A 14,834-nucleotide genomic window follows, 5' to 3' on the forward strand; every position below is an offset into this window, starting at 1 on the left:
CGTGCCGCTGCGGCACGGTCGAGGGATCACCCGACGAGCCGCCCGTCGCGCATCCGGACCACGCGGTCGGCGTAGCTCGCGAGGCGCCGCTCGTCGTGGCTGACGACGAGCATCGCCGTGCCCGCGTCGGCGATGCCGCGCAGCAGGTCCGTGACCGCGGCGGCGGCGGCGACGTCGAGGCTGGCCGTGGGCTCGTCGGCGACCAGCAGGGCGGGGTCGGCGGCCAGCGCCCGCGCGACGGCGACCCGCTGGGCCTGGCCGACCGACAGACTCCCGGGCAGCCGGTCCGGGTCGACGCCGGACAGCCCGACCCGCTCCAGCGCCGCGGCCGCCAGCGCGCGCCGCCGCGCCCGCCCGTGCCGCTCGCCGCGCGCGGACAGCGGCTCGGTGAGCGTGCGCCACAGCGTCCAGCGCCGGTCGAGGCTCGCCACCGGGTCCTGGAACACCGGCATCACGTAGCCGGGGCGCGTGCCGCCGAGCACGGTCGTGCCCGAGTCGGGCTTCTCCATGCCGCCGAGCAGGCGGACCAGCGTCGACTTCCCCGACCCCGACCGCCCCACGACGCCGACGACCTCCCCGGGCCGCACCGCGAGCGTCACGCCGTCCACCGCGACGACCTCGCCGCCCGCGTGCCGGTAGCGGCGGCTGACGTCCTCGACGCGGGCGACCGGCTCCCCCGCCGCGGCCGCGGACGGGGACGCGCGTCGCGCCACGGGGGCCGACGCCGCCACCAGCCGCCGGGTCTCGGCCACCGCCGGCGCCGTCAGCAGGTCCGCCGCCGGGCCGCGCTCGACGGCCCGGCCGCCGTCGAGCACCAGCACCGAGTCGGCGTGCCGCGCCACCAGCGCCAGGTCGTGGCTGATCAGCAGCAGTGCACCGCACCGGCGGCGCACCAGCGCGAGGACGTCGTCGGCGAGGTCGGCGTCGAGCGCGCTGGTCGGCTCGTCGGCGAGGGTGAGCAGGGGGTCGTGGGCGGTGGCCGCGAGCAGCGTCGCCCGCTGCAGCATGCCGCCCGACCACTGGTGCGGGCGCTGCACGGCCCGGGCCGCGGCGTCCGCGATCCCGACGCCGGTGAGCCCGTCGACGACCGCGCCGGCGGGCGGGGTGCGCCGGTGCGCGGTCCACGCCTCGGCGACGTGGTGGCCGACGGCCCGCAGCGGATCGCACGCCGCGAACGGGTCCTGCGGCACGTACCCGGCGACGAGACCGCGCAGCCCGCGCAGCACCCGCTCGGGCGCCCCGAGCACCTCGGTGCCCCCGACGCGCACGCTGCCGGTCGCGCGCGAGCCCGACGGCAGCAGGCCCAGCACCGCCCGCACCAGCGTCGTCTTGCCGCTGCCGGACCGCCCGACCAGCGCCCAGCGCTCGTGCGCGCCGACCCGCAGGTCGAGCCCGTGCAGCGCCCGGTGCCCGTCCGGGTAGTGCACCGTCAGCCCCTCGACGACCAGCGGCGCGCTCACGTGCGCCGGCTCGGGTCGGCGGCGTCGCGCAGGGCATCGCTGATCAGGGCGGCCGCCGTGACCGACAGGACCAGCCCCAGCCCGGGCCCGACCAGCTGCCAGGGCGCGTAGGCGAACGTCGTGCGACCGGTGGCGAGCATGTTGCCCCACTCCGCGGTCGGCGGCTGCGCGCCCAGGCCGAGGAAGGACAGCCCGCCCAGAGCGAGGACGGTCTCCCCCAGTCCCAGCGTCGCCGCCACTGCCACCTGGGTGGCCGCCGCGGGCAGGACGTGCCCGAGCGCCACCCGCAGCCGGCCGACCCCGGCCATCCGCGCGGCAATGACGTCGGGCCGCAGGTCGCTGCCGCGCGCCACGCTGCGGGCCAGCCGGGCGAGCCACGCCCAGCCCGTCACCGACATCGCGAGCACCAGGTTCGCGAACCCGGGCCCGAGCACGGCGACGACGGCCAGGGTGAGCACCAGGGTCGGCAGCCCGAGCAGCACGTCGGTGACGCGGGTCAGCACCGCGTCGACGACCCCGCCGAACGTGCCGGCCACGGTGCCCACGACCAGCCCGATCACCGCGGCGATCGTCATCACCAGCAGCGCCGCGCCGAGCGAGGTGCGCGCCCCGGCGATGCTGCGGGCAAGCAGGTCGCGGCCGGACTCGTCGGTGCCCAGCCAGTGCTCCGCGCCCGGCGGGGCGAGCTGGTCGGCGTAGTCGGGCAGGGCGGGGTCGGGGACGAACAGCGGGCCGGCCAGCGCGACGAGCGCGAGGACCGCCGCGAGGATCAACCCCGCGCGCGCGGCCGGGCGGGCGAGCAGGGCCCGCCACACCGCGCTCGGCGCCACGGCCGGGACGTCCGCGTCACGGGCGGGGGTGACGATGCCGGCGACGGTCACGGCGCCGCCCGCAGCCGCGGGTCGATCAGCGTGCACACCAGGTCGACGACCAGGCTCGTCACCACGTAGACCACGACCGCGACCAGCGTGAACCCGACGACGACGGGCATGTCCCGCGCGTCGATGGCCTCCACGGTGTAGCGCCCGATCCCCGGCCAGGTGAACACGCTCTCGACGACGGGCGCGCCGCCGAGCAGGGCGGCGCTGCCCAGCCCGACCACGGTGAGGAACGGCGGGGCGGCCTGCGGCGCCTGGTGTACGACGAGCCGGCGCAGCCACCCGGCCCCGCGGGCCGCGCTGACCCGCAGGTGCGTGGCCGACTGCGCTTCGAGCAGGCTGGTGCGCAGCACCCTCGACCACGTCGCCGCGGAGGCCAGGGCGAGGGTCAGGGCCGGCAGGAAGACCGTGGCGGGGGTGCCGTCGGCGATGACCCGGCCGAGCCCCGCCCGCACGACGAGCACGTCGAGCACGACCACCCCCAGCACGAACCCGGGCACCACGAGCATCCCCAGCGCCACCACCCGCGTGACGACGTCGGGCCAGCGCCCGGGGGCCGCGGCGGCGGCCGCGCCGAGCAGCAGCGCGATCACGACGGCGAGCGCCAGGGCCGCGCCGGTGAGCAGCAGCGTGGCCGGCAGGCGGGTCACGAACTCCGCCGAGACCTCCCGGCCGGTCCGCCACGACGTCCCGAGGTCACCGGTGACCGCGCCCGCCGCCCACCGTGCGAAGCGCAGCGGCAGCGGGTCGTCCAGGCGCAGTTCGGCCCGGACCGCGGCGATCGCGGGCGGGCTCGGCTCGGTGACCCCGCGGGCCTCGAGCACCCGTCGGGCGGGGTCGCCGGGGGTCACGGCGAGCATCCCGAAGATCAACAGGCCGGCCCCGGCCAGCGTGAGCAGCGCCTGCCCGAGCCTCCCGAGGACGGCCCGCACGTCAGGCGTCTCCACGCGAGGACGGAGCGGTGGTCGCGTGGACCCACAGGTTCGAGATCGGCACCTCGTAGTCCCGCCACGCCGGTCCGGTGACGACCGCCGGGAGCCGGATGCCCAGGTAGCCGAGGTAGCCGTTGTCGGCCACCCGCTGCTGGACCCGCCGCAGCAGGTCGTCGCGGGCGGCGGTGTCGAGCTCGACGGCGACGGCGTCGATCAGGGCGTCCAGCTCCGGGTCGGCGGTGCCGGTGTGGTTGTTGGTGCCCCCGCTGCGCAGGGTCGTGAGCAGCGGGGTGACGTAGTCGCCGCCGAAGGACAGGAACCCGTTGCCGCGCACGGCGGCCTGCCACCCGTCGGGCTGCTCGACGACCGAGGTGATGTCGGGGACCTGCTGGATCTCCATCCCCACCCCGAGCCCGGCCAGCTGCGCCTGCACGGCCAGGGCGAGGCTGTCGGAGTCGGGCTGCTGCGGGTAGGTGAGCACCGTGAAGGTCAACGCGACGCCGTCACGGGTGCGCGGGCCGTCGCCGGTGCGGGTCCAGGCGGCCCGGTCGAGCAGCGCCCCGGCCGCAGCGGTGTCGGTCGTCTGGGTCTTCTCCGCCCACGGCACCGGGTCGGCGTAGAGCCCGGTGGCGGGCGAGTACCGCCCGTTCATCACCTCGTCCGCGAGCTGGTCGTAGTCCACCGCGGCGTAGAGGGCGCGGCGGACCAGCGGGTCGTCGAAGGGCGCCGTGCGCTGGTTGAACTCCAGCACGAACGTCGGCCCGACCGGCTCGCCGGTCACGAAGAACGCGTCGTCGCGGCCCTCAAGGGTCGGCGCCGAGGCCGTGGGCGGGTACAGCGCGATGTCGGCCTCCCCCGCCTGCACCGCCTGGATCCGCGCGGACACCTCCGGGACGAAGCGCACGGTGAGGTCGTCGAGCGCGGGCGGGCCGGCCCAGTGGCCGGGGTCCGGCGAGAGCTGCATCGCGTCGGCATCGAGGGAGTCCACGACGTAAGGCGCGGTGAACAGACCGGCCCCGACGAGCGCCGCGGCGTCGGCCCCGGACTCGCGGTGCCGCTGGTAGGCGGCGACGTCGTAGACGGGCACCATCGACTCGTCGGCCAGCAGCGAGGGCACGTTCGGCGCCGGGCGGGACGTGGTGAGGACGGCCTCGAGAGGGCCGCTCGCGGTGGCGGTCGCGCCGGGCAGCGCGGCGGCGAAGTCGGGGTTCTCGGCCAGCTGGAAGGTCAGCAGGGCGGCCAGCGCGGCACCGTCGAGCGGTGCCCCGTTCCCGAACGCGACGCCCTCGTTCAGCGTGAGCGTCCAGGTCAGCGGCTCGGGGTTGGCCAGGCCGGCCAGCACCCACGGCGTCGGCGCCCCGTCCCGCTCCGGGCGCATGAGCAGCTCGACGTAGCCGAACTCCGGGCCCCAGAAGCCGTTCTCGAGCGGGTCGAGGTCGTCGATCGCGAACCCGGTGGCCAGCGTCAGCGTCGGCGGCGCGTCACCGGCGGGCGCCGGGCCGCCGGTCGTCGCGCAGCCTCCGAGGAGCGCCAGGGCGACCAGCGCCGCGGGCAGGGGGTAGCGGGGGTTCAACGGACGTCGCCTCCAACGCTCGCGTGACGACCTCGTACGGTCGTGGGCCGATTTCGTCGACCCACGACGGCTGGTCATCTGAACAGTCGTTCAGATATTAGTACGACGCGCGGATGAGATCGACACACCAGTGGTCGCCGCGCGGGCGCCCCCGGTTCCGGCAGGTCTGAGCGTTGACCGCTGCTGTGAACCGTGGTTCAGTCTTGAACCGTGGTTCATCCAAGTCCGCGCATCGCCGCCCGCCAGGCCGACGCCCGGCGCCGCATCCTGGAGGCGGCGCGGCTCGTGGTCGCGGAGCACGGCTTCGCCGCGGCACAGGTCGCCGTGGTCGCCTCGGTGGCCGACGTCGCCACCGGCACGATCTACCGGCACTTCCCGTCCAAGGCCTCGCTGTTCTCGGAGGTGCTGCGGGTCGTCTGCGTGCGCGAGCTCGAGGTCGTGCGCGCCGTCACCGGAGAGGCCGGGCGGAGCGCCACCGACCGGATCGGCGACGCCGTGACCACGTTCGTCGACAGGGCGCTGCGCGGCGACGGACTGGCGTACGCGGTCATCGCCGAGCCCATGGACCCCGACGTGGACCAGGTGCGCCTCGAGGCGCGGGCCGGGCTGGCGCAGGCCTTCGCCGGGCTGATCCGGGAGGGCGTCGAATCCGGCGAGCTCCCGGATCAGGACGCCGGGATCCGCGGTGCGGCGATCGTCGGCGCCTTCCTCGAGGGCCTGGTCGCGCCGCTCGCGGGACGGACCTCACGCGCTCCCGACCGGGACGCGATCAGCGGCGAGATCGCCCGCTTCTGCCGGGCGGCGGTCGCGGGTCCACCCCCACCCAGCGGACAGGAACCGGCATGACCCTCACGGACCCCGACACGGACTTCACGACGCAGCGTGAGATCCCCGACAACCTCGTCCCGGACCTCACGGGCGTCAACGCGTTCACCACGGACGCGGTCGCCGCGAGCGTGGTGCGCGCGCACGCCCCGTGGGCGTGGGGGCGCGCGGAGGCGCTCGGCGCGAAGGTGTGGGACCCGCGGGTGCTCAAGGCCGCGCGCGACGCCCAGCGCTTCACCCCCGAGCTCCGCACGCTCGACCGGCTCGGCCACGAGGTCTACGACGTCGACTTCCACCCCGCCTACCACGAGCTGATGGCGCTGGGGTTCGGCTCGGGCACGCACTCGCTGGCCTGGACCGCGACCGAGCCCGGCGGGCACGCGGCCCGGGCGGTGCTGTCCTACCTGTGGAACCAGGTCGACGGGTCGACCGCCTGCCCGGTCGGCATGGCCTACGCCTCGATCCCGGTGCTGCGCGACCAGCCCGAGCTCGCCGCGTTCGCGCGGGCGGTCGAGGCGGAGGGCTACGACGCCGCGGACGTGCCGGTGGAGCAGAAGTCCGCGGCCACGATCGGCTACTTCATGACCGAGAAGCACGGCGGCTCCGACCTCCGGGCGAACGTGACGGTCGCGCGGCCCGTCGGCAGGCGCGGTCCCGGCGAGCGGTACCTGGTCAACGGCCACAAGTGGTTCGCCTCGGTGCCGATGGCCGACGGCTACCTGACCGTCGCGCACACCGAGGGCGGCGTCTCGTGCCTGTTCGTCCCGCGCCGCCTGCCCGACGGGGACCTGAACCGGATCCGGGTCAACCGCCTCAAGGACAAGCTCGGCAACCGGGCCAACGCGTCGTCGGAGATCGAGTACCACGACGCCGAGGCCCTCCTGGTCGGCGAGGAGGGCAGGGGGATCAGCACGATCCTGTCCTCGGCGGAGTACACGCGCCTGGACTTCGCGGTCGGCTCGGCCGGCCTGATGCGGGCGGCGCTGTCGCAGGCGCTGCACCACAACGACCACCGGTCCGCGTTCGGCGCGCCGCTCTCGCAGCTGCCGATCCAGGCGCCCGTGCTCGCCGACCTCGCCCTGGAGTGGGCCGGCGCCGCGCACCTCGGGTTCCGGGTCGCGCGCGCCGAGGACCACCGGGGCGACGTGTCCGAGCGACTGGTCAGCCGCCTCCTGACGCCCGTGGCGAAGTTCTGGAACTGCCGGCGCGTGGCGGGCGTGACGGAGGAGGTGATGCAGTCGATCGGGGGCAACGCCTACATCGAGGAGCACCCGTGCCCCCGCTACTACCGGGAGGCGCCGCTCAACGCGATCTGGGAGGGCACGTCCAACATGATGGTGATGGACGTGGGACGCGTCCTCGCCCGTGAGCCCAAGGCGATCGAACCGGTCCTCGACGAGATCCGGCCCGCCGCGGCCGGGCACCCGCTCGTCGCCGCCGCGCTCGCCGAGATCGAGGAGCTCGTCCTGGCCCCGGAGCAGACCACGCGCTACCTCGTCACGAGGATCGCGCTGGCCGCGCAGGCCGCGCTGCTGCTCGAGCACGCACCCACGGCCGTGGCCGAGGCGTTCGTCGCGTCGCGGCTCGGGACCGGCTGGGGCCCGGGGTACGGCACCCTGCGCGGCGTCGACTTCGAGGCGGTCATCGACTTCGCCCGCCTGTCCTGACCGCGGGCGGACCCTCAGCCGCCCAGCGCCCCCCGCCGCGCCAGCGCACCGATCACGGCCGCGCTGACGAGCGGCACGGCGGCCAGCACCAGCCAGGCGACGACCGGCGGCGCGACCGAGGCGTCGAGCAGCGCCCCGACCGCGGTGCTGCCGACGAGCACGGCGAGCCCGCCGGCGGAGGCGAGGACCCCGAAGTACGCCCCGAGCCGGCGCTCGGCGGCCAGGACCGGCACCAGCGCCTGGGCGACGGGCCCGGCCAGCATCTGCCCCGCGGTGAGCAGCACGACGAACCCGGCCGCGGGCCACACCCCCGCGGGCGCGGCCGGCAGGGCCAGCGCGACCAGCAGGAACGCCGCCGCCATCAGCCCGAAGCCGAGCACGAGCGGCTGCCCGACCGGACGCCGGCGCGCCCACCGGGTGGTCCGCACCTGCCCGACGATCACCATCACCGCGGCCAGCGCGAACAGCCAGCCCAGCGCCGCCTGTCCGCCGGTGCCGCGCTCCAGCTCCACCGGCAGCGCCAGGTAGAGCTGGTTGTAGCAGAGCAGGTAGCCGGAGTAGCCCGCCGCGAAGACGAGGAACCGCCGGTTGCGCAGCACCTCGGACCAGCCGGCGAGCACCGGCTCGTCGCCGTGCGCGGCGGCGCGGTGCGGGAGCCACCGCAGGTGGGCGAGCCCGATCAGGACGAACGCCCCGGCGGCGACGGCGCACGCCAGGCCGAAGTCGACGAGCAGCAGCGCGGCCCCGACGAGCGGCCCGACGACGGTGCCGACCTGGCCGCTGACGGCGAACATCGCGAAGACGTCGGCGCGCGTCGGACCGCCGGGCGGCAGCTCGCCCGCCTCCCGCGCCAGCGCGGACTCGACGGCCGGGGAGAACAGCGCCGCGGCGAACCCGGTGAGCAGCGCGCCGGCCAGTACGCCGGCCAGCGAGTCGGCCGCACCCAGGAGCACGAACCCCACCACCCGCAGCGCGCACCCGACCAGCACCACCGGCTTCGCGCCCCACCTGTCGGCCAGGGTGCCGCCGACCACGAACAGCCCCTGCTGGCTGAACGTCCGCAGGCCGAGCACGAGCCCGACGAGGCCGCCGGCGAGCGCGAGGTCGGTCGCGAGGTGCACGGCGAGGTAGGGAACCACCATGAAGAAGCCCACGTTGAACGCCAGCTGGGTGCCCACGAGCAGGCGCAGGACGCCCGGCAGCGCCCCGAACGCGGTGCGCGCCGGCCGTCGTCGAGGGTCCATCCGCACATGCTCACCCGTCACAATCGCAATCTTGTAGCAGTTACATGCGCATGCGACAGCATCGGACCGGCTGGTGCAGGAGGTGCGTCACAGGCGTTGACACGCCGTCGGAGGTGATCACAGAATCCGGCGAGCGCTGCCGCACCGACGGCCGCACCCGTGAGAGGCGGACATCCGACGTGCCCCATGCACCGACCCGGACCCGGGCCTGCGCACTGGTCCTGCTGGCCTGCCTGCTGACGGCCTGCGGCACCGCCGCGGCCCCGTCCGGCGGGGCCGTCGTGCCCGACGGCGCGGTCACGATCGGCCTGCAGTTCGCGCCGCGGTCGGGCCTCGCGATCGACACCGACGACGCGTTCCTGCTGACCCAGCTCGGCGCCGTGGAGACGCTGGTGTCGGTCGACGCCGAGCGCCGGGCGCAGCCGGGACTGGCGACGGGATGGACCCGGACCGACCCCACGACGTGGCGGTTCACGCTGCGTCCCGATGTCGTCTTCCACGACGGGGCCCCGCTCACCGCCGACGCGGTGGTGGGCGCGCTGGGCTACGTCACCGGCGTCGCGGCCCCACCCCGGGCGGTCGCGAGCGCGGGGATCACCGCCGAGGCCGACGGTGACGCCGTGCTGGTGCGCACCGCGAGCCCCGACCCGGTCCTGCCGCTGCGCCTGAGCGCGCCGGGCACCGCGATCCTGGCGCCGTCGGCCTACGCCGGCGACGGCCCGCCGTCGGTCGTCGGCACCGGCACCGGGCTGCTCACGATCACGGAGGCCGACCCGGCGCAGGGCATCACGCTGGCGCGCTTCGAGCGGTACTGGGGCGAGCGGGCGCAGGTCGCCTCGGTGTCCGCGCGCTTCCTCCCCGACCCCACGGCCCGGGCGCTCGCCTTCCGCGCCGGGGACGTCGACATCGTCATCGGCCTGGACGAGGCGGCCGTGCTGGAGCTGCAGGCCACCCCGGACGTGCAGGTGCAGACGGTGCCGACCGTGCGCACCGCGAGCCTCTACCTCAACCAGTCGACGGCGCCGTTCTCCGACGTGCGCGTGCGGCGGGCCGTCGCGCTCGCCGTCGACCGCACCGCGCTCGGCGAGCAGGCGCTCGCCGACTCCGCGCTCCCGGCGTCGGAGCTCTTCGGTCCGGCGGTGCCGTGGGGCGCGACGGGTCCGGCCCCGGCCGCCGACCCCGCCGCGGCCGCCGCACTGCTGGCCGAGGCCGGCTACGGCCCGGGCAACCCGCTGACGGTCCGGCTGTGGACCTACCCGAACCGCTCCGAGCTCCCGACGCTGGCCACCGCGGTGCAGGCGATGCTGGCCGGCGCCGGGGTCACCGCCGACATCCGGCTCGGCGAGTACGCGGCGCAGGAGCCCGAGCTGCTCGCCGGGCGCTACGACATGATGCTGCTCTCGCGCAACCTGCTCACCGACCTGCCCGACGCAGCCGGCGTGCTGAGCAGCGACTACGGCTGCGCGGGCACCTACAACATCAACCGGTACTGCTCCCCCGCGTTCGACGCGCTGGTGGCCGGCCTGGTCGACGTGCCCGACCCCGCGGCCCGCCAGGACGTCTTCGCCCGGGCGTCGCAGCTGCTCGAGGCCGACGCGGTCGGGGTCCCGCTCGTGCACACCGTCGTCAGCACGGCGAGCCGGGGCGTCACCGGCTTCGCGCCCGACCCGGCCGACCGGGTGTTCGTGACCCCGGAGCTGGCCAGAACGGGCTGACGTGACGGGCACCCTCTGCCGCCGGCTGCTCCCGCTGCCCCTGGTGCTGCTGGGCGTCTCGGCGCTGGTGTTCCTGCTGCCCCGCGCGTCCGGCCTCGACACCACCCGCACGGTGCTGCGCTCGCGCATCGCCGACTCGGTGCCGGACCCGGACACCGCGGCGCGGGTCTCCCGCGAGCTGGGGCTCGACGGCCCGCTGTGGCAGCAGTACCTGCTCTGGCTCGGCTCCGCGCTGCGCGGTGACCTCGGCCTGTCGTTCTCCACCCGCACCGCAGTGGTGCCACAGCTCGGCGCGGCGCTGGGCGTGTCGGTGCCGGTCACGGCCGGCGCACTGCTGCTGGCGGGGCTCGTCGGCGTCCCCGCGGGCGTCGCGGCGGCGCGGCGGCCCGGCGGTGCCGTCGACCGGGCGGTCACCGGGCTGTCGGTGCTCGGTGCGGCCGTCCCGGAGTTCATCCTCGCCCCGCTGCTGGTGCTGGTCTTCGCGGTCGCGCTGCCCCTGCTGCCGGCCGCGGGCTGGGACGGCCCGGGCGCCGCGGTGCTGCCGGTCGTCACGCTGGCGCTGTTCCCCGCGGCGCTCGCCGCGCAGCTCACCCGCGCCGAGACCGCCGACGTGCTGGGCGCGCTGCACATCCGCGCGGCGCGGGCGAAGGGCCTGTCGGAGCGGCGCGTCCTCTGGGTGCACGCCGCGCGCCGGTCGCTGACGTCGGTCACCGCGCTGTCGGGCGTGTTCTTCGCCGGGCTGCTCGGCGGCTCGGTCGTCGTGGAGGTGGTGTTCGCCGTCCCCGGGCTGGGCCGGCTGCTCTACGACGCCGTGCTCGCCCAGGACCTGCCGGTCGTGCAGGGCGGGCTGCTCGTCCTGGTGGCGGTCGCGGTCCTCGCGACGGCCGCCACGGAGCTCGTGCAACTCGCGGTCGACCCCCTCGCCCGCCGGGCCGCGCGGTGAGGCGCGGTCCGGCCGTGGCGCCGGCTGCGCTCGCGGCGACCCTGCTCGTGACGGCCCTGCTCGTGGCGGCCCTGCTCCCGCTCGACGCGGTGGGCAACGACCTCGCGAACCGCTTCGCCCCGCCGTCGGCGGCCCACCCGCTGGGCACCGACCACCTCGGCCGCGACGTCCTGGCCCGGCTCGCCGCGGGCACCCGCCTGTCGGTCGGGTTCACCGTCGTCGCGGTCGGGCTGTGCGCATCGATCGGCACCGCGCTCGGCCTGCTCGCGGGTTACCGCGGCGGGTTCGCGGCGCAGGCGCTGGACCGCGTCGTCGACGTGCTGGTGGCGGTGCCGTCGATCGTGCTGGCGCTGGTGCTCACCACGCTGCTCTCCCCCGGCACGACGACGCTGCTCGTCGCCGTCGTCGCCACCGGGTGGACGCCGTTCGCGCGGCTCGCTCTGGGACTCACCGTGCGGGAGGCGGGCACCGACTACGTCCGCAGCGCGACCGCCCTGGGCGCCGGACCGGCGCGGATCGTGTTCCGGCACGTCCTGCCCAACGCGATCCGCCCGCTCACCGCGCACGCGTTCCTGCGCTTCGCCGCCACGCTGCTCACCATCGCGGGCCTGTCGTTCCTCGGGCTCGGTCCGCAGCCGCCGACCCCGGAGTGGGGCGCGATGCTCGACGAGGCCCGCCCCTACCTGTTCCTGCGGCCAGGTCTCGTCCTCGCGCCGGCCGCGGCGATCGTGGGCGTCGCGCTCGTGGTCACGCTCGCCGGGCGGGCCCTGGAGCGCCGGTGGGCCGAGCCGGGCGCCTTCCGCTCGGGCATCAGTCACACCTAATGTGCACATGCAGTTCACTGGCAACGAGGGAGGCGTCGTGGCGAGCACCGACGGACAGGGCCGCCGCCGCGGCACCGTGCGGCCCGACCTCAAGGAGCTGCTGGCCCCGCTGGGGGTGGTGCCCACACGGGCCGGCGACGCCGACGCGCGCGCCGTGCTGGAGCGCGACGGGGCCGTGGTCCTGTCCGACCGCGGCGACGACCCGGAGGTCCTGGTCACCGCGGCCGCGCAGCTGCTGGGCGGGCGGCTGCGCGAGCTGTTCGGCATCCGCGGCCAGCACGGCGTCGACTCGCCGGTGCTGTCACTGCACAGCGACGGCGCCACCGTCACCGTCGACGTCCACGGCCGCCCGGCCCGCCTGCGCGACCCGGACGAGGACTACCTGCTCATGCTCTGCACCCGGCCCGCGCCGCGCGGGGGCGACTCGGTGCTCGTCGACGGCTATGGGCTCGTCGAGGCGCTGCGGGAGGCCCGCCCGGAGCTGCACGCGTTCCTCACCACGTGCGACGTCGACTTCTTCGGCGGCTGGACCGCCCGGCCGCACTCCGTCCCGCTCACCCCGCTGGTCCGCGGGCTGGTGGAGCACACCCGGCGCGGGCGGCGGGCGGTCCGGGCGAGCGACTACGCGCTGCCCGTGCCCCGCGAGCCGCGCTGGGACGCCCACCTGGCCCACCTCGAGGAGTACGCCGACGTCCTCGCCACCGCCCAGGAGTGCGCCGCGCGGTTCCGGCTCGAGGCCGGGGAGGTGCTCGTGCTCGACAACTACCGCTTCCTGCACGGGCGCGACGCCTTCGCGGGTGAGCGCCGGATGCACGTCATGACGGTGCGGACGACGGACGCGTTCTGACCGCGGCCCCGGCGCCTCAGCCCTGCTCGGCGATCACCCCGTAGCCCTCCATCGAGCGGGAGAACTCCAGCGGTTCGCCGTCCACGAACGTGTCCGGGGAGAAGGACCGGTCGGCCATCACCCCCCACGTCCGACGACGCTGCATCGCGAGGTTCCCCGCGTCGTAGAGGGAGAAGACCGCCGCCTCCCGGTAGAACCTCGCCATCGGGAACTTCCGGTCGAGGGCGTTGACGCCGACCACGCGCATGCAGTCGGTCACGACGTTCTGCATGAGGTCGCCGCAGAACGTCTTGTTCATCCCGCCGAGCGCGTGCCCCTGCCCGTCGAACCGGTCCATGTAGTGGGCGGACTTCCAGCACAGGTAGCGGCCGGCCTCGATCTTCGCGGCGATCTCGGCGAGCAGGTTGCCGACCGCCTGGTGGTGGATGATCGGCTTCGAGCCACCGCCCGTGTAGGTCTTCGCCCACTTCAACGTGAACTCGTAGGCACCACGGGCCAGCCCGACGGCGGCCATGCTCGCGATGGGCGCAGACCAGGTGAAGTTCCGGTTGACCAGCAGGTCCCCATCGCCGTCGGCCAGCAGGTTGCCCTCCGGGACCCGCGCACCGCGGAAGGTCATCGTCACGTTCTGGCACGTGCGGTGCGCCATCTTGTCGATCACCTCGTACTCGATCCCGGCCGTTCCGCGCTCGACGAGGACGGCGCTCAGGCCTCCCTTGCCGCCACGGGAGCGGTCCGTCCGGACGACGCAGAGGCTGACATCGGCGCCCTGCAGGTCCCACCCGCCGGAGTTGCACGGCCAGTGCTTCTCCCCGTTGAGCACGTACTCACCGCTCGCGCGGTCGTGGTCGGCCGTCAGCTGGATGCCCGCCTGCGGGCTGGGATGGTCGAAGTTCGCCGTTCCGCCCCGTTCGCTGACGGCCCAGCCCGCGAGGAAGTCACCGCGGGTGTCGGCAGCGGCCCGCCCGATCCAGGTCTCCCGCTGCTCCTCCGTGCCGAACCAGAGCAGTGGCATGAGCGCGAGCCCGTTCACGAGCAGCACGGTGGGGAACCCCGGGTCGACCGCGCACAGCTCCTCGATCGCGATCAGGAAGTCGACGTTCGAGGCACCGCCCCCGCCGTACCGCTCCGGCAGGAACATGGTGTGCAGACCCAGCGCCGCGGCCTGGCGGTACACCGGCCGCATCGCCAGGAACGCTTCCTGCGGATCGCTCAGCGCGTCCGCCGCCGCCGCGGCGGGCCGCAGGACCTCGCGGGCGAACTCGCGGCTCGCGCGCTTGAGCTCCTTCTGCTCGGCGGTGAGGTCGAAGTCGACGGGCACGGGTGCACCTCCTGCAGCGGGCGCGGGTGGTGGCGCTCCGCGCGTTCGGACCGGCGCACCGCCGGTCCCCGGGAGGCCACTGCGTCGGGGCCGGTCGATCGGTCAGGTGCCGGCGGTGCCGATCATCCCGAGCGCACCCCGCAGACCGTCGTCGTTGGCCGCGATCTCCTCGAGCGTGGCGTCGTCGAGCACCGCGAAGTAGGCGTCCAGGGCCCGCGCGAAGACGCTCCGCGCGCCGCAGACGCCGGCGATGCGGCAGTAGCGGGACGGCCCGAGGCACTCGACGACGGCGAAGTCGCTCTCCATGGCCCGCATCACCTGGCCGACGGTGATCGTCGCCGGGTCCCGCACCAGCTCGACACCACCGCCGCGTCCGCGGGTGGTGTCGACCAGGCCCGCGCCCGCGAGGCGCTGGACGACCTTCTCCAGGTGGTTGCGCGACACGTGGTGCGCGATCGCGATGTCCCCGACGGAGCCTCGTCGCCCGGGAGCGACCCGCAGGTACATCAGGACGCGGAGGGCGTAGTCGGCGTGGCTCGTGTGCTTCATGACCGGCTCGTCTCGATCGGGACCGCCACGAACCGTACCCGCCGGCAGCCCCCGAC

The 14,834-nt window shown here is 75.6% G+C and carries 13 protein-coding genes; 6 read left to right on the forward strand and 7 right to left on the reverse strand.

Annotation, left to right across the window (positions count from 1 at the left end):
• Positions 1 to 26 precede the first annotated feature (26 nt).
• Genes I4I82_RS03465 through I4I82_RS03480 form a run of 4 tightly spaced genes read right to left on the reverse strand, consistent with a single transcriptional unit; the run spans position 27 to position 4,843 of the window.
• The gene (locus I4I82_RS03465; protein ID WP_218590585.1) at positions 27 to 1,460 is read right to left on the reverse strand and encodes an ABC transporter ATP-binding protein; all 1,434 of its coding nucleotides are present in this window, start codon (positions 1,458 to 1,460) and stop codon (positions 27 to 29) included.
• Positions 1,457 to 2,341, reverse strand: a complete 885-nt coding sequence (locus tag I4I82_RS03470) for an ABC transporter permease (RefSeq protein WP_226369855.1) — start codon at positions 2,339 to 2,341, stop codon at positions 1,457 to 1,459. The genes I4I82_RS03465 and I4I82_RS03470 overlap by 4 nt, the downstream gene beginning before the upstream one ends.
• Positions 2,338 to 3,285 carry an ABC transporter permease gene (locus I4I82_RS03475; protein ID WP_218590584.1) on the reverse strand — a complete coding sequence of 316 codons (948 nt, stop codon included), beginning with the start codon at positions 3,283 to 3,285 and terminating at the stop codon, positions 2,338 to 2,340. The genes I4I82_RS03470 and I4I82_RS03475 overlap by 4 nt, the downstream gene beginning before the upstream one ends.
• Positions 3,272 to 4,843: an ABC transporter substrate-binding protein gene (locus I4I82_RS03480; RefSeq protein WP_218590583.1), complete on the reverse strand. Its 1,572-nt coding sequence runs from the start codon at positions 4,841 to 4,843 to the stop codon at positions 3,272 to 3,274. Before I4I82_RS03480 ends, I4I82_RS03475 begins: the two co-directional genes overlap by 14 nt.
• 210 nt (positions 4,844 to 5,053) lie before the next feature.
• On the opposite strand from I4I82_RS03480, the gene I4I82_RS03485 reads away from it, so the two are divergent.
• Both I4I82_RS03485 and I4I82_RS03490 read left to right on the forward strand, forming a co-directional pair.
• Positions 5,054 to 5,689: a TetR/AcrR family transcriptional regulator gene (locus I4I82_RS03485; RefSeq protein ID WP_218590582.1), complete on the forward strand. Its 636-nt coding sequence runs from the start codon at positions 5,054 to 5,056 to the stop codon at positions 5,687 to 5,689.
• Positions 5,686 to 7,335 carry an acyl-CoA dehydrogenase family protein gene (locus I4I82_RS03490; protein WP_218590581.1) on the forward strand — a complete coding sequence of 550 codons (1,650 nt, stop codon included), beginning with the start codon at positions 5,686 to 5,688 and terminating at the stop codon, positions 7,333 to 7,335. The genes I4I82_RS03485 and I4I82_RS03490 overlap by 4 nt, the downstream gene beginning before the upstream one ends.
• Before the next feature lie 14 nt (positions 7,336 to 7,349).
• On the opposite strand, the gene I4I82_RS03495 is transcribed toward I4I82_RS03490, so the two are convergent.
• Positions 7,350 to 8,579: an MFS transporter gene (locus tag I4I82_RS03495; RefSeq protein ID WP_218590580.1), complete on the reverse strand. Its 1,230-nt coding sequence runs from the start codon at positions 8,577 to 8,579 to the stop codon at positions 7,350 to 7,352.
• 179 nt (positions 8,580 to 8,758) lie between these two features.
• Here I4I82_RS03495 and I4I82_RS03500 point away from each other — a divergent pair, with 179 nt between their 5' ends.
• Genes I4I82_RS03500 through I4I82_RS03515 form a run of 4 tightly spaced genes read left to right on the forward strand, consistent with a single transcriptional unit; the run spans position 8,759 to position 12,908 of the window.
• Positions 8,759 to 10,294 (forward strand): ABC transporter substrate-binding protein, encoded by a 1,536-nt coding sequence (locus tag I4I82_RS03500; RefSeq protein ID WP_226369856.1) that lies wholly within the window; start codon positions 8,759 to 8,761, stop codon positions 10,292 to 10,294.
• Between the two features lies 1 nt (position 10,295).
• On the forward strand, positions 10,296 to 11,237 hold the full coding sequence (locus tag I4I82_RS03505) for an ABC transporter permease (protein WP_218590578.1): 942 nt from the start codon (positions 10,296 to 10,298) through the stop codon (positions 11,235 to 11,237).
• 14 nt (positions 11,238 to 11,251) lie between these two features.
• Positions 11,252 to 12,061, forward strand: coding sequence for an ABC transporter permease (locus tag I4I82_RS03510; protein ID WP_218590577.1), 810 nt, complete (start codon positions 11,252 to 11,254; stop codon positions 12,059 to 12,061).
• 37 nt (positions 12,062 to 12,098) lie between these two features.
• Positions 12,099 to 12,908: a TauD/TfdA family dioxygenase gene (locus tag I4I82_RS03515; RefSeq protein ID WP_218590576.1), complete on the forward strand. Its 810-nt coding sequence runs from the start codon at positions 12,099 to 12,101 to the stop codon at positions 12,906 to 12,908.
• A 16-nt stretch (positions 12,909 to 12,924) separates the two neighbouring features.
• Here I4I82_RS03515 and I4I82_RS03520 read toward each other — a convergent pair whose 3' ends face one another.
• A complete protein-coding gene (locus tag I4I82_RS03520) occupies positions 12,925 to 14,229 on the reverse strand; it encodes an acyl-CoA dehydrogenase family protein (protein ID WP_218590575.1) in 1,305 nt (434 codons plus the stop codon).
• 102 nt (positions 14,230 to 14,331) lie between these two features.
• Positions 14,332 to 14,778 carry an RrF2 family transcriptional regulator gene (locus tag I4I82_RS03525; RefSeq protein WP_218590574.1) on the reverse strand — a complete coding sequence of 149 codons (447 nt, stop codon included), beginning with the start codon at positions 14,776 to 14,778 and terminating at the stop codon, positions 14,332 to 14,334.
• Between the last annotated feature and the right edge of the window lie 56 nt (positions 14,779 to 14,834).

Source organism: Pseudonocardia oceani, from assembly GCF_019263585.2.
GTDB lineage: Bacteria > Actinomycetota > Actinomycetes > Mycobacteriales > Pseudonocardiaceae > Pseudonocardia > Pseudonocardia oceani.